Source organism: Nostoc paludosum FACHB-159 (genome assembly GCF_014698835.1).
Classification (GTDB): Bacteria; Cyanobacteriota; Cyanobacteriia; order Cyanobacteriales; family Nostocaceae; genus Nostoc; species Nostoc paludosum.
In genome coordinates, this window is record NZ_JACJTU010000052.1 from 13282 (window position 1) to 38111 (window position 24830).

At 42.6% G+C, this 24830-nt stretch carries 23 protein-coding genes; 7 read left to right on the forward strand and 16 right to left on the reverse strand.

Translation table 11 applies throughout. The features are described 5' to 3' along the window. Positions 1–8 precede the first annotated feature (8 nt). From H6H03_RS31935 to H6H03_RS32005, 13 genes are all read right to left on the reverse strand, one after another. Positions 9–473, reverse strand: coding sequence for a hypothetical protein (locus H6H03_RS31935; protein WP_190959055.1), 465 nt, complete (start codon positions 471–473; stop codon positions 9–11). A gap of 227 nt (positions 474–700) precedes the next feature. Next, positions 701–3004: an NACHT domain-containing protein gene (locus tag H6H03_RS42260; protein WP_277926212.1), complete on the reverse strand. Its 2304-nt coding sequence runs from the start codon at positions 3002–3004 to the stop codon at positions 701–703. Between the two features lie 9 nt (positions 3005–3013). Then, positions 3014–5104, reverse strand: coding sequence for a pentapeptide repeat-containing protein (locus H6H03_RS31955; RefSeq protein WP_190959083.1), 2091 nt, complete (start codon positions 5102–5104; stop codon positions 3014–3016). Positions 5105–5253: 149 nt separating this feature from the next. Next, on the reverse strand, positions 5254–5925 hold the full coding sequence (locus tag H6H03_RS31960; protein WP_190959056.1) for a response regulator: 672 nt from the start codon (positions 5923–5925) through the stop codon (positions 5254–5256). Between the two features lie 225 nt (positions 5926–6150). Next, positions 6151–7995 (reverse strand): hypothetical protein, encoded by a 1845-nt coding sequence (locus H6H03_RS31965; protein ID WP_190959057.1) that lies wholly within the window; start codon positions 7993–7995, stop codon positions 6151–6153. Next, positions 7992–8528: a hypothetical protein gene (locus H6H03_RS31970; protein ID WP_190959058.1), complete on the reverse strand. Its 537-nt coding sequence runs from the start codon at positions 8526–8528 to the stop codon at positions 7992–7994. The genes H6H03_RS31965 and H6H03_RS31970 overlap by 4 nt, the downstream gene beginning before the upstream one ends. A 26-nt stretch (positions 8529–8554) precedes the next feature. Beyond that, positions 8555–9271 carry a hypothetical protein gene (locus H6H03_RS31975; protein WP_190959059.1) on the reverse strand — a complete coding sequence of 239 codons (717 nt, stop codon included), beginning with the start codon at positions 9269–9271 and terminating at the stop codon, positions 8555–8557. A 13-nt stretch (positions 9272–9284) separates the two neighbouring features. After that, positions 9285–9587 (reverse strand): hypothetical protein, encoded by a 303-nt coding sequence (locus tag H6H03_RS31980; protein ID WP_190959060.1) that lies wholly within the window; start codon positions 9585–9587, stop codon positions 9285–9287. 84 nt (positions 9588–9671) lie between these two features. Continuing rightward, complete coding sequence (locus H6H03_RS31985; protein ID WP_190959061.1) at positions 9672–9869, reverse strand: hypothetical protein; 198 nt, start codon at positions 9867–9869, stop codon at positions 9672–9674. Positions 9870–10179: 310 nt separating this feature from the next. Further along, the gene (locus H6H03_RS31990) at positions 10180–10455 is read right to left on the reverse strand and encodes a hypothetical protein (RefSeq protein WP_190959062.1); all 276 of its coding nucleotides are present in this window, start codon (positions 10453–10455) and stop codon (positions 10180–10182) included. Beyond that, positions 10452–10676: a hypothetical protein gene (locus H6H03_RS31995; RefSeq protein ID WP_190959063.1), complete on the reverse strand. Its 225-nt coding sequence runs from the start codon at positions 10674–10676 to the stop codon at positions 10452–10454. The genes H6H03_RS31990 and H6H03_RS31995 overlap by 4 nt, the downstream gene beginning before the upstream one ends. Further along, positions 10673–10906, reverse strand: a complete 234-nt coding sequence (locus H6H03_RS32000; RefSeq protein ID WP_190959064.1) for a hypothetical protein — start codon at positions 10904–10906, stop codon at positions 10673–10675. Before H6H03_RS32000 ends, H6H03_RS31995 begins: the two co-directional genes overlap by 4 nt. A 3-nt stretch (positions 10907–10909) precedes the next feature. After that, on the reverse strand, positions 10910–12025 hold the full coding sequence (locus H6H03_RS32005; RefSeq protein WP_190959065.1) for a ParM/StbA family protein: 1116 nt from the start codon (positions 12023–12025) through the stop codon (positions 10910–10912). Positions 12026–12301: 276 nt separating this feature from the next. Here H6H03_RS32005 and H6H03_RS32010 point away from each other — a divergent pair, with 276 nt between their 5' ends. From H6H03_RS32010 to H6H03_RS32030, 5 genes are all read left to right on the forward strand, one after another. Next, positions 12302–12481 carry a ribbon-helix-helix domain-containing protein gene (locus H6H03_RS32010; protein ID WP_190959066.1) on the forward strand — a complete coding sequence of 60 codons (180 nt, stop codon included), beginning with the start codon at positions 12302–12304 and terminating at the stop codon, positions 12479–12481. Between the two features lie 402 nt (positions 12482–12883). Further along, positions 12884–13609, forward strand: coding sequence for a hypothetical protein (locus H6H03_RS32015; RefSeq protein WP_190959067.1), 726 nt, complete (start codon positions 12884–12886; stop codon positions 13607–13609). Between the two features lie 277 nt (positions 13610–13886). Beyond that, the gene (locus H6H03_RS32020) at positions 13887–14126 is read left to right on the forward strand and encodes a hypothetical protein (protein WP_190959068.1); all 240 of its coding nucleotides are present in this window, start codon (positions 13887–13889) and stop codon (positions 14124–14126) included. Then, positions 14126–17359, forward strand: coding sequence for a primase-like DNA-binding domain-containing protein (locus H6H03_RS32025; RefSeq protein WP_190959069.1), 3234 nt, complete (start codon positions 14126–14128; stop codon positions 17357–17359). Before H6H03_RS32020 ends, H6H03_RS32025 begins: the two co-directional genes overlap by 1 nt. Before the next feature lie 131 nt (positions 17360–17490). After that, positions 17491–18522, forward strand: coding sequence for an IS701 family transposase (locus tag H6H03_RS32030; RefSeq protein WP_190959084.1), 1032 nt, complete (start codon positions 17491–17493; stop codon positions 18520–18522). Positions 18523–18663: 141 nt separating this feature from the next. Here the strand turns inward: H6H03_RS32030 and H6H03_RS40725 are convergent, their stop codons facing one another. From H6H03_RS40725 to H6H03_RS32045, 3 genes are all read right to left on the reverse strand, one after another. Next, positions 18664–20040, reverse strand: coding sequence for a tetratricopeptide repeat protein (locus H6H03_RS40725; protein WP_190959070.1), 1377 nt, complete (start codon positions 20038–20040; stop codon positions 18664–18666). Between the two features lie 36 nt (positions 20041–20076). Next, entirely contained in the window at positions 20077–21117 is a 1041-nt protein-coding gene (locus tag H6H03_RS40730) for an NB-ARC domain-containing protein (RefSeq protein ID WP_313931977.1), read from the reverse strand. Positions 21118–21204: 87 nt separating this feature from the next. Next, positions 21205–21702 carry a hypothetical protein gene (locus H6H03_RS32045; protein WP_190959071.1) on the reverse strand — a complete coding sequence of 166 codons (498 nt, stop codon included), beginning with the start codon at positions 21700–21702 and terminating at the stop codon, positions 21205–21207. Positions 21703–22134: 432 nt separating this feature from the next. Here H6H03_RS32045 and H6H03_RS32050 point away from each other — a divergent pair, with 432 nt between their 5' ends. Together H6H03_RS32050 and H6H03_RS32055 are read left to right on the forward strand one after the other, a co-directional pair. After that, positions 22135–23688 carry a tetratricopeptide repeat protein gene (locus H6H03_RS32050; RefSeq protein ID WP_190959072.1) on the forward strand — a complete coding sequence of 518 codons (1554 nt, stop codon included), beginning with the start codon at positions 22135–22137 and terminating at the stop codon, positions 23686–23688. A gap of 5 nt (positions 23689–23693) precedes the next feature. Further along, entirely contained in the window at positions 23694–24827 is a 1134-nt protein-coding gene (locus H6H03_RS32055; protein WP_190959073.1) for a tetratricopeptide repeat protein, read from the forward strand. Positions 24828–24830: the final 3 nt, after the last annotated feature.

The window sequence follows — 24830 nt, forward strand, 5'->3', positions numbered from 1 at the left end:
CCATAGAATCAATGGAACATGGAAGCAATCATGGCTGATTGTGTGTTTAAAGCTTGCATATAATCTCGCCTAGCCTGATTCAACTGCTCCATTGGGTCAGAATAAAAAAGGTTTGGTGAGTTGCTGAGTTGTGCGTATACACCTAGTAGAAAATCAGGGTCAATAACTGGTAAACCATTGGTTTGAACATAAGGATTCCTTGTGACCATTAGCACTGGCTGACCTTGGTAAAAGGTGATGGGAGGATTCAGGCAGCAAGTATTGTAAGGGCTGTATATACCGGATTCACTACCATACAATCCAGCAGAGTTACGGATGCTGTAGATTCCACAAGAACTGCCGTAGTTTCCATAAAAATTGCTGATTGAGTTTGGGTCAGATTGATCGCTCGATAGCAACCCTAAGAATTGACCGTCAGCAGCCCATAACTGGGCTATCCCATTAATCGCAGTGAGAAATCGTGGAATCGACATAGGGTTTGCAGTAGAATCGCTTTCTCCAGTATGACATTTAGTATTATTAATCACTACGGTAATTCTGAGGAATTTTCTGTTGGAGTTTGAGGTAGTTAGAACATTGCTGTAATTTGAAATAATATTGGTGCAAAAGTTGTGCTGACCTACACCTAAGCTACATTCGGAAATATCCTTTATTTCATACACCAGTTTGATGGACTTGAAAAGCGCGTGATTGTATCTTCCTAATTCCGTTTGAACTCCATTTGCGCGATGTGGTCTTGCAGCAGTTTGTGGATGAAGCGGTAGCGGCCACCAACACGCTGGAGGAATAATCGCTCGGTGCAGTAGTCGAGGAATTGGGCGTAGTTCCAAGGGATGCAACCGTTGCGGTAGAGAATCAGGCGTAGGGTGAAGTGTTTGATAACGGGTGTTCCACTTCTAGGTATCGCCACCAATAATCCCAAAAGTAATCCAGACACCAAGCTAAAAATTAAAGCTTCATTTAAACTATTCTTTTGTAGAATTCGTGGAATCAAAAAGATTAATATTGTGGAAGGTAAAAAAAACAAGAATGATAACTTGACTGTATTTTTAGCAGATTGCCAAATACCTTGGTTAGGAATAGTTTTATTTTCTATCTCTACCCCATGAAATCCAAAAATCAGCCCTGCAATCAGCCCTACAATCAGCCCTACAATCAGCCCATAAATCAGCCCATAAATCAGCCTTTCAATCAGCCCTACAATTAGTACTCCAATCTGCTCAGACATCAGATCAGGCATCAGCCCTATAATCAGCCCAAAAATCAGCCCTGCAATCAGCCCTACAATCAGCCCATTTAAAAAATTATGATAAGAAAATTTTAAAGTTTCAATTGCTTCAATTTTATCTCCAATCAGCCCAAAAACCAGCCCCAAAATCAGCCCACTAAGCAGCCCAGAAATCAACTCAAAAATTAGCCCACTAAGCAACCCAGAAATCAACCCAGAAATCAACCCATAAATCAACCCACCAACCAGCCCACCAAGTAGCCATTTTATGATAGTTTTATTAAAAATTTTATTAGACCTAATTAAACCTATCTTTTCAAGCTTGTACTCTATTACATCACCAAATAAACCATTAATCAGCCCATAAATCAGCCCATAAAACAATCCTTCCATCAGCCCATTAAACAGCCCATTAAACAATCCATGAATCAGCCCATAAATCAGCCCACCAAGCAACATTTGTATAACTCCCCAGACAATCAAATTATAAATAAGCTTGGGTATTTTAGTTGTTAACAGACTAGGCTGCATTTCTTCAATCAAAAATTCCGTTTTCGATTCTCGCTGCATTTGTTGAGCTAACCAAACAAGCCACATCCGCGTTTTCCTAGCATTAGGAGTTTTGTTCTTCAAATATGCCCTACTGTTAATATCTCGTGTTAACATACGCCCTATATAGGCATCTAGTAAATACTGAATCCGGTCTGCTGTAGAATTCAAATGCTGCCACTCTTCAACAGATATTTCTTGAGATGCTAGAACAGTAATACTGAGCAGTAAAGGAGTTTTAACGAACTCTAGCAAGTCTAAGTCGTTATTGATGGTTGACCACAGTTCTATATATTTAATACTTGTTAAATAATCACAAATTTGATTGTTAGTTAAAGGCTGTAAGTAGATAGCACCGTTGAGTTGTAATTGAGTCGTGTAGTTACTATATTCTTCAATTCGACTACAAACAACTAGATAAAGTGGTCTAGTTTCACCTGCTAAAAACTGATTAATTGCATTAACACAAGGTTCTTGACGCTGCGGTTCAAGTTCATCTAAACCATCAAGCAATGGTAGTAATTGGTGATTGTTTACCCACTCTTTACCAAGTTTGATTGAAACACCATACTTAGATTTAAGTTCTGCAACTAACCAATCAGTTAGAGGTTGGCGGTCATCTTTCCATGAGGACAAGTTAAATAAAACTGGAACGGGATAATCAGGGTGTTCTTCCGCACGTTTGACTAAAGCTTGCGCCAATTCTATTTGTGTAGTAGTCTTTCCTGCCCCTGGCGCACCTAAAATTAATAGTTTACCTGCAATTTCTTCCGAGTCAAAAACTTCTAAAGTAGTTGTAGTATCTGGGAGAGGTTCAGCAGGCTTTAAGCCAATTTTTATCTCTGCATCCCAAGGGCGTTTTACCTGTTGCGGTTGTGATTCCTTCCCCAAATTAATCAGCACGGCATTGTGTAGAGACTGCCTTAATCGTGCTGTTACTTCTTCCTTAACTGCGGCTAGTAGTATCCGTTGATTCTTTGGTCGAGCCGGGTTGCCTACTGGTGTTGTCTGCTGTCCAAGAATTAACTCCTTGATGGTTAGCATCAAGTTGTTATTACCCTGAATTACTGTGTTACTCTCACCGAAAACAGATTTGTTATTATCACCTTGAACTACTCGGTTTTGATTCCCCTGAACTACATTTTGAGGTGTGAAACCATCAGCCTGTTGCGTTGAATTTGCATCAGGCTGTTGTGAATCTGAGTTATCAGGTGACTGCTGACTCATAATTCAGTTTTACAATCCCAACAGGTGAGAACCTGCTGCCGCACCTAACCAAGTTGCAACTTTCGCAATAATCGGCTTGGCTATTGTCCAGACTTTCTGACCAGCCTCCACGCCCTTACTTGTTTTATCAAGTGTTTCTGCCACAGATCCCAAACGCTCTAATGCTCGTTGCTTATTTGGTTCTTCTTTATCCGTTGCTTTCTTAGCTGCACTCAAGTCTTCAACTAATTCTTCTTTGGTATCTGCTGGTAGTTCTGCCCCTTTAATTAAAGTTTCAAGTTGAGCCAATAACTTAACAACATCCTCCTTAGTGAGCGATTCTCCGGTGTCTGCACCCACTTGATTTTGTTGCGTCACTTGATTCCCATCACCAAGCACACCTTGGTTATTGTCACCTTGAGTTGCGCGGTTGTTATCGCCTTGCAAGTTTTTGATATCGCCGCCAACTGAACCACCAACTGAAAATCCACCGGGGTTGTTAGTCATAGTACCTACCTGTCCTACTTGGGTGTTTGAATAAAAATTAGGGCGCTCAAGCGCCGTCATCACCATATTTTCTAGTCTGAGAATTTGATTATCTTTTTCTGCTAATAGTAATCTAATTTCTCGCTCCGGCAAGGCTTTTATCTCATTGTAAGTGTCAAAATATTCTGCACTCAGTTGGGACTTGTCAGCCGTTGCTGCGGTTTTGGCACGAAGTAAAAACTTATCTTCACCCCGCACTTCCATTCCGACAATTCGCAGGTCAGCTTCAGGGTGATTCTCTGCTAATTGCTTAAAGGAAATTGCGATCGCTCTGGGGTCAACACCTTGGTTGTGGTAGAGGTCAAGGGTATCAAAAATTGGTTTAATGAAATCACCAAACTCCCCATCTGCAAATACCTCTTTGTTATTATCAGGTTTGCGAAGAGGGTCAGGATTTTCTTTTGTGGGCAGTCGCATATAAACATATTCGCACCGCACCCCATCAAATTTGGTATCAGTGGTAATGCCCCAATCTTGAATGTATGCCCCGGTGAGAGTAGCGCCTGTTAAATTAGTTCTGTCTAGTTGGACTTGTTTGAGTTTTGCTCTAGATAAATCTGCATCTTGTAAATTGGCTTCACTAAGGTCAGCACCAATAAAACTGGCATCTGCTAGGTTAGCATTTTGTAAATTGATACCCCGCAGGTTTTGACCATCGAAGTTTTTGTCTTGTCCTTGTCTTGTAACTAGCAATTCGCGTACTTGTGAGTTTTGCAGATAGGTTTTACCAGAGCGAACACGGTCAAGCATTTTGGCTTGATACCAACGGGTATTAGTAAGGATAGCTTTGCAGAAATCTGTGCTTTTGAGTCTAGCTTGGGAGAAATCAGCATTGGTCAAGTCAGCGCCACTAAAATTAGTGCCTCCTGTTGCCGCAAAATCAATACCAATATTACGAATTAAGGAATATTTTTCGTCTGCTTTCATCGCTTGCCAACTGATGTAAATACTAAGTAACATTCCGGGGAAGACTGATGCTCCGGCGTAGGCTTCGGCTCTGGTGAATGCTCCGGCGAAGCCTGCGGTGAAGGCTACAGCTACGGCTCCGCCAAAGGCGAAGGCTCCAGCTACGATGAAAGCTCCGGCGAATGCAAAAGCGAAGGTGAAGACTCCTGCTACGGCTCCGGCTACAGATCCGCCTACGGCTAAGGCTCCAACTACAGATCCGGGTAAGGCTACGGCTCCAGCGAAGACGAAGGAAAAGGCAAAGGCTCCTAAACCAACTGTTACTCCTTGGCGAATTATGACAACAAACAAAGCAATCAATATGATTAAAGCAATGCAGCCCGCAATCTGATTCCCTAAGCTGGAAGTATCAAATATTAACAATACCAAGTAACCATTGTTAGCCCATAAAAATCCTGAGAGTCCCGACAATAAGAACGAGACAAGAACTAAACCAATTGCCCAACGCTTTTGCAGCCCAGCTTGAGCATGACTAAAGTTTGCGTTCCTCAAATTCGCCCCTGTAAAATCTGCGCTTCGGATATCTGCACTGCTAAAATTTGCACCCTCAAGATTTTGACCCTTGAAGGAGCGCCCACGAAGATTTTGACCGGAGAAGTCCTGGGGCATGGCGGGTGCTGTATACAAATTCCTTTTTGGATACAGATATACCATGAACAATTTCGTAATTACAAAGTTTTAAAGCGATTCTTTTTTCTTAACGCCAGTTTTTATGCTTCAATCCCGGACTTAATTTTCTCGCTCTCATCACCAATACATCATTCATTCACAATCAAGTTATAGTCGATATAACCAAGCATCGCCCCTCTTTTGATAGCCTCATAACTGTTCTTGACGTGCCATTTACTGTACAAATCACTGGCATAACGTTTGACTGTACTAACAGAGAGAAACATTTCTTTGGCAATCTGTTCAAAAGCTAAACCCTGAGCCAGTAAACGCAGGACTTGTATTTGTCGCTCGGTGGGAGAGTCAAGCAAGTTTTTGTCAACGGAGTTGGGGTCAATATATCTATTTTTATCAAGGCTTTTTAACAGTTTTTTAGCCAGCTTCGGGTCAAGTAGACATTCATCAGAGTAAGCTCTCTTGATGGCTAGTTCAATCAATTCTACATCAGCACTTTTGAGCATATAAGAATCAGCCCCATGACGGAAAGCTGACTTAATAAAGTCGGAATGAGTCTGATTAGTAAAAATCACCACTTTACTATTAGTTTTGCTTTTGATTGAGCGAGTCAGTTCTAAACCACTCATGTCGGGTAAGAGTAAATCAACTAACACAACATCAGGATTTACTTGTTCAATTAACTGAAACCCTAGCTTTCCACTGGTGGCTGACCCTGTAACTTCTATATCAGGAGATTGTGAAATAGCACCTTTGATGCCTAAAAGAGTGAATGTTTCTGGTTCAACAATTACTATTCTCAGCATGATGTTGATAATCTTCTAATAATAAATGGCTATTTATTGACTGATTTATTATTGGTGTCTAGCGGACACGTAATAGACACTTGGTGTCTCGGTCGTGTCTGGGGTGGTGTCTGCTGGTGTCTATACTTTATAAGGGTTTCAGGCTTTAGTGTCTGGGGTGTCCGGTGTCCAGTGTCCGCTAAAAAAGGGGTATTTTAGGAGCGAGACACCAGACATAGAGAGCAGTCAAATTTGATTAAGCTTGATAACACCCTCGCCTATCCAGTCTGCTAAGTTAGCCCCAACAATTTCATACATCCAGCCCTTGATTTGCTCAACAGTAAATCTCTCACCGTTCACTTTAAAGTTGCCCTTAAACTCCCTCACGTCAGCTTCGATTCGTTCAGTTCTGGTGAGATATTCATACAGCTTTTGCGCCATTGGTGATAGTTTCTTCGGTTTATCTTGGGTGTCAGCCGCCTTGTTACCAAGATTGAATTCCAGTTCATAAATCCGCTCTAAAGTGGCTTTATCGATTGTTGGCGGTTCATTAATGGTCACAGGTTTATCAAGCCTAAAATCAATTCGTTTGCGGTCAAGTTTAGGCAATTCAATATCAATCCATTGCCCATGCCCAGGTAATTTAATTGCTCCTTTACCACTAGCTTTAGCTTCTGTGGTGATTGGGTCAATAGTTGCGATTAGTTCTACTTCTAACAGTGCCGCATCTCGAAGTTTTGATAACCCTTTGGCTTTGGCTAAAATCTCCATTGTGCGGTCGTGAGCCACGAACAAAGGAATCATTAATTGTTTGCGAGATTCAGTCATGGCACAGCGAAACCATTTACCAATAAAATCAGGGTCGGGCTTCCATTTTTCATCCGAAAAATCGTCTGGCATTGGTTCAACTATGTTATCTGTCCAGGTGGTAAATTCCTCAGCGACTACACAGAAATGTTGGTTTGTGTCTCTTAAGTGTTGCGTCCATTGCTCCTCAACCATTCCACTTTCACGATAGGCTTTGTAACGGCGGCGCATTTCCGCCATGTACCATTGCATAAAGTCGGCTATTTCCCTGTAACCAGTAATCAGGTTTACCCCTCGCCATTCAACCTCAGTACCATGTGGGTCAAGTACAAAGATTTGATTCCAACCGGCTTGACGCTTTGCCCAAATAATCTCTCTGGTAGTCCATGATTTACCCGCACCCATGCCACCAAATATCAAAGTGGGGTAGCCGATGGTGTTTTTGATCCAGCGATATTTGTCGCCGTCTGCAATCGCTCCAGCCTCAGAACCAGTAACCTTATCGTTGGGGTCAATCGTGCCCTGTAAAGTCTGACTCCCTTGAAGATAAGGGGTTTTCATCTCACGCAACTGCTTAATGTAATCTGCCTTCTGTTGCTCGGTCATCCCAGCCGTTTGCGCCTCAAAGATTGCGTCAGTTGCCTCCATTTGGGTAACTTCAATTTCCGTGTGGGCGTAAATCTCGGCTTTGGTGATATCAACAGTGCGATCATTAGCGATTAGATCCAAGTCTGCTTGTAACTGAACTTCTGCGATCGCAACGTCCCTGTAACTCTCCAACAACTCGGAACGTGCAGCCATCTCTGCTTTTGCAGCATCCCGCTTTTGGGCAATGTCTTCAAAAACTGCTCTCTGTTTCTCCTCATACTGGCAATGGCGGAGCATCCACCCCGCAAGCGCAAACCCCAGGAATCCCCCAAACGCCCAAAACGGTTTGCATGGGTTGGTCGCTTTCACTAAGCCGTTAACTCCGGTTGCTGCATCTCTGACAACCTGCCGGGGCATTCCTTCTTGTTTCCATTGCTCCCAGTAATGGGGGGTCATGCGGAATGGTCTGTTATTCTGATCCTGACATACTAATTTTTTCTGGGGAGTCCGAACGCAGAAATAAATGCGGTCGCTTGACTCCCCTTTCCAAGCCATCGCCGCCGAGCTAATACCTACAGTCAAACTCAATCCAATGGCAACAGCTTTCTTGTCCATTGGTAGGCGACCAAACCACAACATTAAGCCCGATTGTTGGGACTCGGATAACTGTTTATGTTTGTCGGTTAAATAATTCATTTCCTCTGACTACCACCAAATAGAAAAATCATTAATAGTGCTACGAATATCGCCACACCAGCACCATTCACCCAACTGGAATAATCCGCAGTTTTGGGCTGATACATCTTTTCAATTGAAGTATTAGCTGTTTGTGTAGAAGTTATCGATTCATTCCACTCACTAATCGGTTCACTAAGCGCACACAATAACGCTAACGATGCACTGCAACCAGTCATTAAATTAGTGACTAAATTGTTGAATCCTTCACCTGTTGCAGTGGCAGTAAAATACAGGTGTGCAGTTCCCACAGCTAAGAACATTCCAACAGGGTGAACCTGCAATAAATGAAAGGTAAAAATCACTGCCGAATTTAGACAACTGCCAGCGACAATTTCACAAGCATTACCAGCACGTCTAAATGTCCTACCTCTGTTGTTTTCTGGAAGTGGTTGTGGTTGTTCTGGTTGCTTAGATTGTTGTGGTTTTTCTGCCAGCCCTTCAAATGAAAAAGGGCTGACGTTAGTTGATGAATCACTTTTTCTAACTAACATCAGCCAAGTCCTTATTAATCAATTAGTTATCTCTCGCCCAATTTGTTCCACAAGTTACCCAACATCGCGCCCCATCCTCTCACTGTTCCTGTTGCAGAAACACTTGATGCTGGTGCATGATTTTGGGATTGAATTGGTATTACTTCCTGGGGTGTTTGATTTGGTTCTAATGCTCGTGAGCCGTACCTTGCACGGGCTAAAAGTTGTTGCCGTTTCTCTCTTAATCCCGTAGTAATTGCTTGACGTTCAGCCTGCACTGTTTGTCTATTTTCTATGCTGCTAATTTTATTTTCATGTCTCCACAATTCGGCTTGTAAATCGTGATGTAATTGTGCAGCAACTTCAGCTAAAGCGTGTTGACGCTTTTGGTCAATTCGCAATAGGTCTGCTCTATCTTGGGCATCTATTTTACTCATCTCCGAATCAAATTCGGAATTAAGTTTACGAATTTTGGCGATGGCAGTAGCAACATGGGAGCCGTATTGCTTTCTTAATTCTGTCCAAGTTACCTGTCCCTTAGTCAGCTTCTCCATCGCCTCAAAGACGACCTTGGCGTTGTCTAAGAATGGCTCTAATCTGTCTGATAATTCCTGGGCATTATTGGCATAATCCGCAAACTGTTCGAGCTTATTTATATCAGAAAGATAGCCCAGAATATCAGCTTCAAAGCCTCCCCAAGTTTGTGCTTTCTCGTCAATGTGCGAACTATGACCAACTACCGGATTACGTATTGCAAAATCCATTGCGTTATTCTCCTTAGCGTTGGTATTTAAGTTGATTGACCAAAGCTTCTGCTAGTCCCAAGTGGTCGCCTATTGGCGTGTACTGATACAAATCCTCTTGAAGTTTTTGAATTGTTTGGGCTGATTCTGACAGTAAATATTGTCCTTGTGTAGCAATTTCAGCAGCGATTAAGTTTTCAGTTATTGCTTTCAAAAAATGCAGTTTTTCGATGCGATTAATACCTTCAAGACAAGAACCATAAGTATCTTGCAACCAGTCCAAGTAGGTTCCATCTCCAGGTGTTAGAGCGCAGTAGTATCCAAGCGGTTTCGTCATGATTTACAATCCTTTTGTGTCTATAATGCGTAGATGCCATTCAGGGCGGTCGCTCGGTGTCCAGTCAAGCGACCGCTCTTCTTATCACTGAAAAAAGCCTTCTCTTGAAACGTCCACAGTAGAAGCTGCTGCCTCCCATTGCAGAGTATTGAAAAATAGGCTGACATCACCAATGGTTACATCGCAATCGAATCGCAAGCTTTGATATTGTGGATGCTGCCGAATTTGGGTTAGCAATTGTTGGGCTTGTGCAATCAATTCTGGTAGTGGTTGAGTGTTCATAATTCACCTCAAAAAATTGATAATTGCAGTGATTCAGAGCTAATAACTGAAGCATTAGTAGACATCCCTGACACTTCGTAACAACGAGTAGTCAAAGCCTTGTGATTGAGCAGTAAATCAGCCTTCTTTCGTTGTCCAGATAGGGGGCGAAAGTGATACTTTGGATGCTGGATTGTACCCGTTTTATAGAGATACTGATAGAGCGTTCTATCAATCTGGTACACCTTGGAATTGGTGAGTAGGGTTGAGTCATAGACTCTGCTTAAATTATTCATTGCTGCCTCTATTGACTCCAAAAGAGTACTTTTGATTACGCACTCTTGCTGTTGTTTATTGCATAAGTTTCTCCCTCAACTTGGGAGTAAAACTCGATATCTAAGATTGCTTCGTGAATCTCTAAAATTGCTTGAATTGCATCACCAAGGCGGAGGTCATTTGATGTACTAAAACGCTCAGATGCTTCAAGAAGTTTGTAATTTGGCGATGCTTGCACAAATCTAAGAGTCTGTTCGCAACCTAAGAGAATGGTCATGATTTCGGTTGTTGTTAGTGATGGTTGTGTCTGTATAGTTTGTTGGTCGCTCATGACTTGTTTCTTCTCCTTTGAGCTTTTATCGGTGTGGTTGGGGCTTCTGGTTGAGTCGGTTTTTGCAGTACATAGCTGATTGCACCAGCACCACCCACAGCAGCAGCGATAGTGAACATATTGTTTTTACTGATGTACTGCACTCCGAAATAGCCCAATGCAATAGCAAAGGCTGTTAAACCAATGCCAAAAAGCGTGTTCCTTAATGTGGATTTGGTCATGCTGCTCCCTTAAAATTAGTGACCATTGCGCTAAGTGCCGATTTATTGGGCTGTGTAGGTTGCGGTGTTTCTACTTTGGGCGTTGTTTGCACATTACCGTGTTGAAAAATCAGCTTCTCTACGCCTGCCGAAAGTGCTTGTGTCGGCGCGTCTTGGGGTAAATCAAAAATCTTGCACAATTCAATTACTGCTAGGTAGGAGATAGTTATACGCCGAGATTCGTAATTCATTAATTAGGCTCCTAGAGATATTTGACTTAATAGTTTCAACCCCAATGCATTGATGAATTGGGGATTTTTCAAGACCACAAAACCTAAAGAGGCAAGGTTTTGATCCACTACTGGCAAGGAAACACCCCCACCCCAGGCGACAAGGTATTTAGCGCGGTCTAGATAATTGCCAGCAGTCACGAAATTGGCGAATTTCTCAATTCTGGTACTCCACCAATCCTCAAGGCATTGGCTGTACTCTGTCTCGAACTTCTTGCCTGTGAGGTGGTTACCGCCGTATGTGAAAGTGCCTTCAAGAATCCCCTGGTTAACGAGACTGGGTGAGTGCTTCACATCCTTAGACAGCAGACTTACTCTGTCGTTTCGTTTGTCGAGAGCTTCTGCAATCATTGAGTGCAACTCACCGGCTCCACCCTCAATTAGATGACGGTCTATGACTGCACCACTACCGTTGAATACGGTTACAAGCCAAGTGGATGAACCGATATCGAGAGCGATCGCCAATTCCGAGGGGTCTAGTACTAAAGATGCTTCACCGAATAAGCAGTGGGCAATGCTTCCAAAACCTTCAGGGTAAATGCCTGCAACCTCTATGTCAACCGACTTGGTGACAATGGAACGAGTTACAGGATGCAGATGTTGGAAGGTGTGAATTCCTGACACTCTGCGTTTAATTTCAGTTGCCCAGCGTTCTGGGTTGTGATTGCTCAAACTAATTGAAAGCTTGACACCATTGGGAATATTCAAAACTGCCAAGTCTGCAAGGATGCTTTCTAGTGCCAGTTCTGCTTTTTTGGCTTTGTCGTCATGAAGTAGGGTGTGGTCAGCCTGTGCTAGAGCTGCACTACCCCAAAAGAATTGAACGTCTTTTAAGTCAAGCCGGGTTCCTTCGACATACCGTACCCATGCCCCATCTTTAGATATGGTTTCGTGGTGCATGAGGTTGCGGTTGCGAACTAGTGAGTATGCGGCTGGCATCATGATAGAAAAATCACCGATGATTGCCTTGCCATATCCTGCTCCTGCGTCCTTACCTCCTGTAAGGTCAGTTAGCCCCGAATTGGCGAATAAGTCGGCTTGAACCAGCCAATTTTTGGCATTGGTGTATGTGGTTGTCATGGTTCTGTTGTTTGTTAAAGTCTTGATTTCTCTGGCTTTGGAGAATTTAGAGGCGCTTATCACCTTAAATCCACACATCCACTTGGTGGCAAGCCATAGCATCACTTTCTGGCTTCTGTTGCCTTTGTTAGGTGACTGTTTTTGGCTTGATGATGCTATAGTAGCAATGTATGCATTTTGCGTCAAGTGCTACGAAGTAGCAAGACGTTATCATCTAACAAGAAATAAACTAATGGGAGGAAGTAGTATTCTATGAATTGTTCACAGAATGAGATTATGAGTAAACGAATATCGGTTGTGCTGCCAGATGATATAGGAGAAGTTGTAGAGAAAATGGCAGAGTCAGAAATGCGATCGCTTAGTCAGATGGGAGCAATCCTAATCGCTGAAGCAGTAAAATCTCGGCAAAGTGAAACACCAGCACCGAAGGACAAAAAAGATAAAGGTACACCATGACTGACGAAAGCCAGCTAGACATAAAGCGTTCCAAGGAGAAAATCGACCCAGTAACGGAACTAGGAACTGGTTAGCGGGCGTATCTTAAGACGACCCTTAACAATAATTTATATTTTTGAGGATTACCATGATGAGTGAAACAGCGACCCAAATACCAATCACTGCAATCATCCCTATGCTGACGGCAATAGGTGATCGATCTTGGGAACAGTTCAAGCTCTCGAAATTAATTTTGCTGCCCAGTACGGTATAGAGGTATGGTCAGACTATTTAACTTTCGCCTACTGCCAGCACTGGATAAAGGCTCTAATAAATGGCTATTGGTTCAAAAATGTAATGCCAAGCATTAGGATCAGTACAATTCGTGCTGATTTCACTCATCATTAATCAAAAAAGTCTCTAATGACTACCCTCAAAGACCCACCAACAAATTTTCAACCCCCGCTTTATAACCAAGCAGCTTTTGACAAAATTAGGGAAGCAATAGACTATCAATCTACCCTTGCTCTAACGGCTGGTGGTTTGGCGATGGGTACGGGTGGTATGTTCCATCCGGTAGGTTGGTTAATTTTTGGATTGGCTTACAAGCCATTGGTAGTAACTCAAAAACTGGCACGGTTAGAAAGAATAGGCACTTCAATTTTTCGTGAATTTGAAAAAGAAGGAGTCCAAGTTTATCCAACAGTACCAGTAGAGAACAACAATCCTATAGACTTGTTTGTGAGATTTCCACAAACAACTCACCTGTTTATCTCGATACGGTCGAAAGGAGATAGAGAAATTGTCTACAACGAAGCAAGGGAGGTTTTACAGGTCAAGCGCAAGGATAATAATGGATTGAAAATATGGAAACCCTGCCCACTGGTAGAGTTAGCAGATTATGAAAAGTGGCTCACAAAAAATAGAGATAAGTTTTTGATGACCTCCCGTGAGGCTCAAAAGACTCCCACTGCAAAGGTTTTGCTTTTATGCCCTCCCACAAAGGCATCAGCAAATCACAAGGAACATCTTTATACGGAGATAGGAGATATGAGAGTTCTAGTTCTCAGGAGGAAAGGCAGTGCATTTGTCATTACAGAGTCGGAAGTCAACAACTTTGTTAGGGCTTGGTTATCCAAGTACAAGTAGGCTAAAAGTTGAAAACCCCGTTTCCCGTTGGGAGACCGAGGTTTTCAGATTTTCATTCACTTGGAATTGGGGATTGGGTTTCGCAGCCTAATTAGTATCCCTAATAGTAATTTTATCTTACACGATTAGGTGTAAAGCCAATGTAATACTGGCTCACCAGATGTAAACAGCGTTTCAGGAATTTTAGCAAAGCGTGATTTTTGAACGTTTGTACTAGAAGATTACTGCCACGGGATAGCTCCAATTCCTCCAACACACATACTGGAGGATTTGTAAAGTGTCACAAAAACAGCTATTTCAGGACTCAGCTACCAACAAGCTGCTAGAAGCAACCAAAGCGAACCCTTGCCCTCACTGCGGGAAACCAAACTGGTGCTGCTTAATAGGTTGTTTTACAGTTTGCAACCGCGATCGCTTTCATCAGCCTAACTATGCACTGGGTCAACCTAAACAATCGCCAACTTATGTATTAAGCAATTGTCAAAAATTAAATAATGTTCAAGGAGGTATCGCGTAATGGTTGCACAATTCCCCAATCAACAGGCGTTCGCCTCCTTCGACATCCGAAATTTTCAAGACCAGCTAGAGCCGTCCAAAACTAAAGATAAGTTTATTTGTCCAGTTTGTGGCGGGAATGACTTATCTATTGTCCCAGAAACCGGGAAGTACAGATGCTTTAACGGTTGTGAGTGCAAAGACATCCGGGAGGCGATTAAACCCTGGGCTGAAGTGGTGGCTCTAAGGGCAGGGGCTAATTACACTCCATCCCTAAACCGTTTGGCAGCAAAGCCCAAGAGAATCTTGCCCAAAAGTGCGCCAATTCCAGATGGTGAATTAGGTTTGGTGATGTTGACCCAAGCGGCAACAGATATTCCCCAACCTCAAAAGTTAACGAGTAGACCACCAAAAGATGTTGAGGGCAGTGCCACCGAAACAATTTATCCTTACTCAGAGTCGCAATGGGTGGTTCGCTATCAGTGGCCAGATGCGAATAAGGAGAAAGGTTACAGCAAGACCTTTCGGCAATGGCATAGGCTTTCGGATGGCACACCCCAAATGAAAAAAGGCGATTTGCCTTGGGGAGCATATCGCATTGATGAAGCTCTAGCTGCTGCTAAATCAGTGAATGGAACCCCGGCACTACTCCAGCACGAAGGCGAGGGATGCGTAGAAGTTGGTCGCTCGCATGGTCTTGCTGGAATTACGTTTCAGGGCAGTGGATGGGATAAAAAGACTATCACGCCTGAATATCAACGCGCAATTGAAGCAGGCATAGGATTAATCGTTTTTCTGCATGACCCCGATGACACTGGCTTGAAAAAACTCCAGACGTGTTCTGAATGTGCTGCCGAAGTAGGAATTGCATTTATTGGAATTAGCCCCAATAGCATCTGCCCCGATTTACCATATAAATCGAGCGACATTAAAGAAATTTTGGGGCAAATGGAAGTACCAGAGTTTATCCGCAAGCTAGAAGAGGAGATCCACGCAGCAGTACAAGAGCGTAAGCGATCGCAAGAGTTGGCAGAATCTGAAACTATTGAAAAAGAAGTTACGGATTTATCTAATTTCAGTATAGATATTGACCCAGCAGACCCGGAGGCATTCTACAAATCCGTCTGCCAATCCATGAATTTACCCTACTCTAACTGCGTAACGGCGGGTACTTTTGATGGCTGGGCTTACCGAAAAATCTTTCCTCAAACAGAATGGATGGTACTGAATTCATCCTTTTACAAGTGGTCACAAGAGAATAACCAATGGCAACACCAAGATGATAATAAAGCTTACAAGCTCCTCGCTGACGCTGGAGAATCCGCTTACAAACTCTCTTACACAAAGACATTTGGCTGGAGAATAACCAAACCTTACGAAACTAACGCACACAAGGAATCTGCCTTTAAATATTGCCGCAGTCGCTTAGAACCAGCAGAACCACTGCCAACCAATACTCATTTATTAGGGTTTAACAATTGTGTTGTTGATTTGCGAACTGGTGAACAAATGCCTCATCGCAAAGATTTTTACCTCACTAATATTATTCCCCACGATTATGAAGCCAACAAACCATGCCCAGAAGTTTTTCTCAAATTTCTAAATGAGAGCTTTGGATCAGAATTGGTTGAAGTGATTCGGGCATTCACAAGTATGTTTTTAGACCCAACTGCCCCTTATGGTCGGTTTCCCCACTTAATTGGCTTAAGTGGTGGGGGCAAGGGGACGCTAGGAAGGTTTTGGAGTAGTTTATTTGGCGAATCCGGCTCTAGTAGCGCTTCACAATTTGCGGATATTTCTACACCGGAAGGACGACATCAATATTTAAGTGGAAAGCGGATATTTGGATTCCCTGATGTAGGAGGTTATGCCGAAGGAGTCCGAGCTTTTTACGAATTAGTTGACAATGGGCCAATGAGCGGACGTGCTTTATTCAATCCAGTGGCTTATTCAATCCAGTGGTACATTCGGTTTTGGATTGCCTCTGTAAGTCATCTACAGATCGAAAATGCTGGCGACGGTTGGATGCGTCGAGCTTACCCAATCCCAGTAAAAAACCGAGATGTAACCCCTGACCCAGACTTGTGGCTGAAGCTACAAGAGGTGAAGTCCGACATAATTTCTTGGGCTTTAGCAATGCCACGAGCAGAGCGCGATCGCATTTTGTTATCGCCTCCCTCTTCAGATCGAGCGAAGAATCTGGCGCTAGAGGCATCTTTGTACGGGGACTCGACCAAATCCTTTGTGGACTTGTGCTTACGCCCCTCAACGAATGCAACATTTATACCACAAAGTCGTTTACACAGTTGGTATGTACTTTACTGCCGAGAACATGGTTATGCACCTTTGGGGATGTCCAAATTTATTAGCCATTTAAAAACAGTCTTACCCCACAACTTCAAGGAACGTAGCTGGACACCCACGGTCAACGGAAAGCGTGAAAGAATTCAGTCCCACTTTGCATTCATTGAACCACTGGCTGGGGTCTTTGAGATGAAAGTACCAGAGGGGCCACCGGATTCTTCACAATCCTCTTCGGAATTTTGGTATTGCTTTAAAGATAAATGCCTTGAAGGGGGAATAGAGGAATTTGAAGAGTTTTTTCACCCGACCAAAACGCCAGAACCCTTACACAGCTTCCCTGTCCACCCTGTCCAACCACTAAATACCCCTCGACTTGACCCTGGACAGGCTGAAACCCTTACACAGCCTACCTGTCCACCCTGTCCAATTGTCCCCCCCCAAGAATTAGCATTGCAAAAAAAAGATGAAGAAAATTCTGAAACTGGAGTTAATCAATTTGTCAATTTAACTGATAACCCTTCAGTCCCCAATGACTTTGTGGACAACCTGGACAGTCCTACTGTGACTGGGTTTGAGCCTGTCCAACAAGTTAATCTTGCCGAAAACTCTTTGGACAGCCTGGACAGCCCCTCTGTGACTGGGTTTTCTCCTCGACAAGATGCTTGGACACAAGTAAACCCTGATACTGCTTCGGCCCCAGTCATTGCGAATTCAGTTCAATCGGCATCGGTGGCAAATATTGGTGTCAGCCTGGATCATGGACAATGGAAAGTTGGGGATAAAGTTGAGTTTTTCAACGACAGTGTTCGCAAGTGGCAAGTAGGAATCATTAAGAGCGTTCAACTAATGGAAACATATTTTTGTAGCGCAACAATTGACTATCGAGGTTTTAAAGGTAAAGTCTGCTCCATAGAAATTTTCAGGAGTGATTGGATCAAATTTCTGCATTAGGGCCAGAACTTACGCATTGACAAATGAGACAAAGAATGTAGTAGCGAGAGGGAGAAAAGAATAAGCGATCGCTAGCAGTAGGGGACTGAAAAGATAGATGATTTACACTGTCTCTATTGAGGGCATGGACAATCAGAGTAACTACCAAGCCATCCACTGCAAAGTGTGACCTCAACACTTACACTCTGTTTTTATTGGCAGAATCAAAGTATCCAGGTTGCACACGTTTAGCAGAGATTATGAAAGATTTGTCACATGATAGTGTCAACAGATTTTTGCTACGTGAGCAGTATGAGCCGAAGGATTTATTTGATGAAGTTAAACTGCATATCAATTTAGTAGGCGGCACATTAAGTGCAGACGATACGGTAATTGATAAACCTCATAGTGACCCAAAGTTAACAGAATTAATTGGTTACTATTATTCAGGAAGGCATCATCGTACAGTCAAAGGGATTCAGTTAATTACTTTGTACTATACCGATTTGTCCGGTAAGTCTGTCCCTCTAAATTATCGCATTTATAACAAACAAGAAGGTAAGACAAAGAATGGTTATTTGCGAGAAATGATTGCTGAGATTTTGAGTTGGGGATTGGAGCCTAAGACAGTAACTACCGATGCTTGGTATTCTAGCAAAGACAACGTAAAGTTCTTTAAAGACAAGGGATTGACGTTTTTAACTGGTATAGCGAAAAATCGTTCATGTTCAGTTGATGGTAAAAATTTTACCCAAGTTCAAAATCTAGAAATTCCCGAAATTGGTTTAGTAGTGCATCTAAAAAATTTTGGAAAAGTAAAAGTATTTAGGAAAAGTTTCAAAAACGGAACTCACAGATACTACATGATATATATAGCTGAAGAAGATGCACTACTTGGAATTAATCGAACAGATTTTAACACATTACATTCAATTCATTGGGGGATTGAATGCTACCACAGAGCTATTAAACAAGTATGTGGTATTGGTCGATTTATGGTGAGGACATCTGAGGCAATTAAAACTCACTTTTTTAGTGCAATTCGAGCTTTTACACAATTAGAATTAATGCGGGTAGAAGAGCTAATTGAAAATTGGTATGAACTCCAAAGAAATTTATCTCTTCAAGTAGCTCGTGACTTTATTTTAGAACACCTATCGCAGAAGTTGGCATTGACTGCATAATATAATTTTTCTGTCAATGCGTAAGTTCTAAGGGCGTTAATTTGTCTCGATGCACTCAACGAAGAATCAATAGTTTAGGGGTTGGATTCCACGTATTGGCTCATACGTTTACTGCTGCACAACCGAGCGCTGTTAATGGCGTTAAGCGTAATTATCGGGCAAGGATTTCAGATTTTCACGGATAGAAACTGTGTTCGAGTGATCTACCCCTAAGCCCTTTTCAGTAATTTCCAATGCTTTATTGTAAAATAGTTCAGCTTCGCTGTACCTTTCTTGCTCATAGTAAAGATCGCCGAGGTTGTTGTAAGTGCCAGCAACAGAGGGATGCTCTTGTCCCAGCAGCCGTTGCTTTAGCTCCAATGCTTTTTGTAGCAGTGGTTCAGCTTCGCTGTATTTTTCTTGCTCAACGTAGAGTTGAGCTAAGTTGTTGAAAATGCCGGCAACAGAGGGATGCTCTTGTCCCGGCTGCTGTTGCCTTAGCTCCAATGCTTTTTGTAGCAGTGGTTCAGCTTCGCTGTATCTTTTTTGTTCAAAGTAGATTAGAGCTAAGCCGTTGAAACAGATGGCAACAGAGGGATGCTCTTCTCCCAGCAGCCGTTGCCTTAGCTCCAATGCTTTTTGTAGCAGTGGTTCAGCTTCGCTGTATCTTTTTTGTTCAAAGTAGAGTCGAGCCAAGTTGTTGTAACTTTGGGCGATGTCGGGATGCTCTTCTCCCAGCAGCCGTTGCCTTAGCTCCAATGCTTTTTGTAGCAGTGGTTCAGCTTCGCTGTATCTTTTTTGCTCAAGGTAGAGTTGAGCTAAGTTGTTGTAAATGCCGACAAAATCGGGATGCTCTTGCCCCAACTGCTGTTGCCATAGTTGCAATGCTTTATTGTAGAGTGGTTCAGCTTCGTTGTACTTTTCCTGGAAATTGTAGATATTAGCCAAGTTGTTGTAACTTTCGGCGATGTCGGGATGCTCTTGCCCCAACTGCTGTTGCCTTAGTTTTAATGCTTTAATGCATATTTTTTCAGCTTCGCTGTACCTACCTTGGGAACTGTAGATAGAAACCAAGTTGTTGTAACTTTGGGCGACATAGGGATGCTCTTGTCCTAGCAAACGTTGCCTTAGTTTCAATGCTTTAATGCATATTTGTTCAGCTTCGCTGTACCTTCCTTGTTTTCCGTAGAGTAAAGCTAAGCTGTCGTAACCGGCGGCGACATCAGAATGCTCTTCTCCCAAACGGGTTTGTACTACTGATACACATCGCTCTAACCAGGGTTGTGCACTTGCATACAAACCCTGTCCTTCATAAAATCTATCCAAGCCAGCAAAAACCAAAGCTAAATTTTTATCACTGACTGCATCAGTCAAATTCTGTGCTACCTCTGCTAAATGTGGGATAGTATCTTTGACTGATTCAATATCCTTACGGGTTGGCGAATCAGGAATCTTTCGTGCAACTTCCACCATTGCAGCAGCAACAGCATATTTTAATTTCTCTGCTTCAGTAAGTTGCTTGACTTTAGTCACTGGCATCTAACTCCTCTAACTTGTCTTGGAAAAACGAACGTATTATGTTGAGCCTGAAGTTGTAACATCAGGTTCTCCTTCCAACTTACTTCTGAAGAACTCTCGAATTAGCGAATGTAGACGGTAAATTTGTTCCTGTTGCTGTGAAAGTTGAAGTAAATGGAAATCTAGTAGCTTAGTTCTAGCTTTTTCCACTTCTTCAACATCAAACTCCTTACTATCGCCGGAGTTCTCACAGTACTTTTGCTCAACCGACTCGGCTAGATGCCAAGGAATAGGTGCAGGTGCAAACAAACTCAGCAACTTACCTAAATGCTGGCTGTATTGACCCAACTCGGTTTTACTCAACTCATCCCAACTCAACTCAAACGCAGCTTCTACTCCCCTCTTAGCTGTCGATGTACGGGTCGCTTCATCTAGTTGGAGAGAATCATGCTTAATTGCAAGCCGTTTCTGAGCTTTCTGTTCTAGTCTAAATAATAATGTGGATAGCGATAAATCAGTACGTTTGAGCAAATAGCGACCAACTAACTCGATTCCTAATGGCAAATGCTCCAACCACTGACAAAGTGTTTTCGCAATATCTAGCTCCTGCTGAACTCGTTCTTCCCCAATTAGAACAATCAACAGTTCTAAGGACTGTTCTTCTGATAGAACATCAAGAGAAATCGACTGGATTGGTGGCCCAAACTTGAGCCGAGTTGTCATCAAGACTTTAAACCGATTTGATGCCGGAGGAGGCAAGTACGACTCAACATCACGGCTGTAGTTGACCACATCGTCCAACACCACCAGAACATTTCCCTCGCGCCAGTTCCGCCAGCAAAAAGCAACTTGGTCGGGAAGTTCCAGCCCCTCTGGGATTTTCAGATTCAGTTGAGATTGGGCAAAACCAACCACCTGTGTACCAATATTAAATTCTCTGGCAAATAACCAGCAAATACCTCCCTCGTAATCAGATTTATACTGCTGAGTATACTGAATTGCTAGTTCCGTTTTACCTACACCTCCCATTCCTTCAACAGCAGAGATGGCAATCAGATTGTCCTGTTGTAATTGTGTATGTAGTCTCTCCAGATCCACTTCACGCCCAATAAATTTAGCAACCCCACTACGGGGAACATTATTTGGGGGATTTAACTTTACCCGTTCCCGTTCGGGCGGCTGTAGTCAATACTGTTTGGTAATACTAATGCCACCCTGACCAAAAGTTTGATAAACTTCACCGCCAGAAATATTCTGAGTATTAATCCCAATTGTTTCAGCTAATTTGGCAGGATTTTGGCTCAACAATTGATTAGCCTGAACTGCCTTTGTCAAATTTTGAATTTCTACGGCAAGTTGTGGGTTTTCTTTCGCTGCTGCCATAGCGTCACTTGCAAAAGCTTCCACTGCTGCTTTTATTTCTGAGTCTACCTTAGCTGCTGATTCTATCTTTTCTACTAAAACTGCTTCTCCAATATCCTCTCGTTGTCCTGGAGGTAATACTGCATTTTGCACTGCTGCTTCTAGGGCATCTGCTGTATCACGCGATTTGTGCTTAAGCAGTTCAATCACCTTTTCAGCTTGCTCAAATGCTTTAGCAACAATGATTTCGCCTGTTTTTTCAAACGTTTTATTTAAAAGCAAAGTTACAAGTGCGATCGCACCAGCAGTTAATGGCTCCATCTACTACCTCTTAAGCGCGGCATACAATTTTACTATTAATACACTGTTTCTATTCTCAATTACGCAATTAGTTGAAGAAATCTCTAGTTAACTTATTGTTTAGGCTTATAATTTATGCAATATTACACACAAGAGCTAATACATGTAATGCAGATACAGGTATTTTAAATTGCATTTTCAACAGTAATTTTTTGCTGCTGCTTAGAGTTTAGAACTTTTCCTAAAAGTTTCTCAAACCCTTGCAGCTTAGTATTAAACAAGCAGTCTGCTCCAAAATATTTTCCAAAGACTGGGTAGTTTCATAAGAAAGTTTGATTGGAAAAAGATTTAAATAAAACAAAAACAGAATAAAAAAAGTAACCGGAGAAAAAAGCCGTTTTTTACATTCACTGATTAAGGAGTTTTTCAGGAGTAAGTTGGAGGAAATCGAGTATGACGGAGCTGGTTGAGGTTAAACAAAATACTGAGACAGAGCAGCTAAAACAGGCGTTTTGTCAGGTGATGGGAACATTGGGGAAACAGATTGTTGCAACTACGCCAATAATCTCCATTCCCCTCTCTATGCTTGAGCAAGTTAAGTCTGTAATTCCGCATCTGATGGAAGCGGCAACAAATTTGGAACCTTGGCTAACAACGGAAGACTTGATTGCATCCACCACAAGCATTGCTCGATTTTATCGAGGACAGACTGCTTATACCGAGGCAGAATCTTGGTATGAGCGTTGTTGTCAAATGACAAAAGCTCGTTTAGGCGAAAAGCATCCTGTGATGGCAACTGCCCTCAACAATTTAGCAAGACTCTACCACTCGCAAGGACGCTACCAACAAGCCGAATCTTTATTTTTGCAATCACTGGACATTGCACAAGAACAACTTGGTGACTATGATCCCGAAGTAGCAAGGTCTCTCAACAATCTAGGAAAACTCTACATAGACCAAGGGCGTGATAGTGAAGCCGAACCACTCCTGGAGCGTTCGTTGAAAATTTGGCGGCATTGCTACGGTGATGACCATCCTGATGTTGCGACTGCCGCCCAGAATTTGGCGCAACTTTATAAATCGCAAAGACGTTACAGTGAAGCTGAAACCCTCTATCGGCTATCTTTGGAAATAACCCAGCGAGAATTCGGTAGTAACCATCCTATGGTGGCAAATATTCTCAGCGGAATGGCAACACTCTACTATTCACAAAACCGTTATAGTGATGCTGAAACTCTCTATCAACTATCTCTAGAAATCGATCAAGCTTACTACGGAAATGACCATCCCGAAATAGCAACTGACCTCAGTAACTTGGCATCACTTTACTCTTCACAGGGGCGTTACAGTGAAGCTGAACTTCCCTCCCAGCAAGCATTAGATATTAAACAGCGAAAATTCGGATATAACCATCCCCAAGTTGCAGTAAGCTTCCACAATTTAGCAGTACTTTACTCTTCACAGGGACGTTACAGTGAAGCTGAATCTCTCTACCTACAAGCATTAGGCATTTGGCGACAAAAACTAGGAGACAACCATCCCCAGGTGGTAATGAGCGTCCACGAACTGGCAATATTCTACCAATCTAAAGGACAAGCAATACTCGACTTTCAAAGACGAACTGTCCTTAACAATTTGGCAGTGCTTTGCAATTCACTAAACCTTTGTAATGATGCTGAAATCTTCTATCAATTATCGCTAAAAGTCTACCGAGATTACTACGGTGATGACCATCCTGAAGTGGCAGTTGACCTCAACAATTTAGGACAAATCTACCAATCACAAGGACGTTTCGCTGATGCTGAGGCTTTTTATCTGCAAGCATTAGGCATTTGGCAACGAAAACTAGACGATGATGATCCACGAATAGCAACCAGCCTGCATAACCTTGCAGTACTCTACTATGTTCAAGAACGTTACGACGATGCTGAAGCTTTGTTTGAGCAATCACTGAATATTTCACAAGGCAAATTGAGCAACAAACCCTTGAATTCACAGGAGTCCTAAATAATATGACAGAACCCGACTATACACAAGGGCAGCAAAGGAGAGTAACAGACCTCTGGGTGCGATCGCTAGAAAATCAACTCCGGCAACAAAGTGTCGATGATGCGAGTATTATCCAGAAATTCACTGAAATGGCAGAAGCTTTCTGTTTACAAGGGAAAAGCTTAGAAGCTGAAGCTTTATGGGTGCGTTCTCTTGATATTGCTCAACGCTGCTATGAAGACAACAAGCTAGTGATCGGGTTTACTCTTAAAGGGTTGGTGGCGTTTTACCGTTCGCAACAGCGTTACAGTGAGACTCAACCTCTTTTGAAAAAATCATTGCAGATTTGGCAACACTTGTTTGGTGATGAGCATCCTTTAGTAGGAACAAATCTCAATGATTTAGCCGCAGTCTACCATCGGCAGGGACACTACCGCGAAGCTGAAACTTTCTATCTAAAGGCAATACCTCTTTTATTGAAGCGACTAGGGGATGAACATCCTGATACTCAAAACGCTTTGCAAAACTTTCGGTATCTCTTAAAGCAAGCCGTACAAGAAAATAGGGTTGGCGAACTCTCTAATCATCCGTTCACGCAGTCGGCACTTGAGAAAGAATTGTTAGACTTTCAAGAACAGCAACCCAACCAGAGACGTACCTTGGTTGTAACTTATCAAGATAGTGAGGATCTCAGAAAGCTTACCCTGTCACAAGGAGAAAATAGGGGAAAAGCTCTTTTCTGGGTGCAACTGGTAGAAAAAAACCTTCGTCAACAGGGTGCTGACCATCTAAGCCTTGCAAAGGAGCTTGACAATGAGGCAAAAGTCTGCGGTTCTCAAGGAAAGAACCTGGAAGCAGAAGCCCTTTGGCAGCGTTCGCTGGAAATTTACCAACAGCATCTTAACAATGCAGATCCCTATCTGGGAGTAATCCTCAATAATTTAGCATCATTTTACCTTTCACAAAAGCGCTACAGTGAAGCCGAATTGCTCTTTCTAGAAGCTATATCCATCCTAATAAAAACACTAGGAAACGATCACTCTACCACCGTATCCGTTTGGGAAAACTTCGCTGTCATGTTAGGACTAGTTCAGCATGAAAACCGAGTTGCTGAACTTTCCAACCACCCAATCACGCAGGCGTTACTTCCCCATTAGCGA

Bases quoted from the DNA above. Each gene is read 5' to 3' on its own strand.
- H6H03_RS31935 (WP_190959055.1), bottom strand. From the start codon at position 473: ATGTCGATTCCACGATTTCTCACTGCGATTAATGGGATAGCCCAGTTA.
- H6H03_RS42260 (WP_277926212.1), bottom strand. From the start codon at position 3,004: ATGAGTCAGCAGTCACCTGATAACTCAGATTCACAACAGCCTGATGCA.
- H6H03_RS31955 (WP_190959083.1), bottom strand. From the start codon at position 5,104: ATGCCCCAGGACTTCTCCGGTCAAAATCTTCGTGGGCGCTCCTTCAAG.
- H6H03_RS31960 (WP_190959056.1), bottom strand. From the start codon at position 5,925: ATGCTGAGAATAGTAATTGTTGAACCAGAAACATTCACTCTTTTAGGC.
- H6H03_RS31965 (WP_190959057.1), bottom strand. From the start codon at position 7,995: ATGAATTATTTAACCGACAAACATAAACAGTTATCCGAGTCCCAACAA.
- H6H03_RS31970 (WP_190959058.1), bottom strand. From the start codon at position 8,528: ATGTTAGTTAGAAAAAGTGATTCATCAACTAACGTCAGCCCTTTTTCA.
- H6H03_RS31975 (WP_190959059.1), bottom strand. From the start codon at position 9,271: ATGGATTTTGCAATACGTAATCCGGTAGTTGGTCATAGTTCGCACATT.
- H6H03_RS31980 (WP_190959060.1), bottom strand. From the start codon at position 9,587: ATGACGAAACCGCTTGGATACTACTGCGCTCTAACACCTGGAGATGGA.
- H6H03_RS31985 (WP_190959061.1), bottom strand. From the start codon at position 9,869: ATGAACACTCAACCACTACCAGAATTGATTGCACAAGCCCAACAATTG.
- H6H03_RS31990 (WP_190959062.1), bottom strand. From the start codon at position 10,455: ATGAGCGACCAACAAACTATACAGACACAACCATCACTAACAACAACC.
- H6H03_RS31995 (WP_190959063.1), bottom strand. From the start codon at position 10,676: ATGACCAAATCCACATTAAGGAACACGCTTTTTGGCATTGGTTTAACA.
- H6H03_RS32000 (WP_190959064.1), bottom strand. From the start codon at position 10,906: ATGAATTACGAATCTCGGCGTATAACTATCTCCTACCTAGCAGTAATT.
- H6H03_RS32005 (WP_190959065.1), bottom strand. From the start codon at position 12,025: ATGACAACCACATACACCAATGCCAAAAATTGGCTGGTTCAAGCCGAC.
- H6H03_RS32010 (WP_190959066.1), top strand. From the start codon at position 12,302: ATGAGTAAACGAATATCGGTTGTGCTGCCAGATGATATAGGAGAAGTT.
- H6H03_RS32015 (WP_190959067.1), top strand. From the start codon at position 12,884: ATGACTACCCTCAAAGACCCACCAACAAATTTTCAACCCCCGCTTTAT.
- H6H03_RS32025 (WP_190959069.1), top strand. From the start codon at position 14,126: ATGGTTGCACAATTCCCCAATCAACAGGCGTTCGCCTCCTTCGACATC.
- H6H03_RS40725 (WP_190959070.1), bottom strand. From the start codon at position 20,040: ATGCCAGTGACTAAAGTCAAGCAACTTACTGAAGCAGAGAAATTAAAA.
- H6H03_RS32045 (WP_190959071.1), bottom strand. From the start codon at position 21,702: ATGGAGCCATTAACTGCTGGTGCGATCGCACTTGTAACTTTGCTTTTA.
- H6H03_RS32050 (WP_190959072.1), top strand. From the start codon at position 22,135: ATGACGGAGCTGGTTGAGGTTAAACAAAATACTGAGACAGAGCAGCTA.
- H6H03_RS32055 (WP_190959073.1), top strand. From the start codon at position 23,694: ATGACAGAACCCGACTATACACAAGGGCAGCAAAGGAGAGTAACAGAC.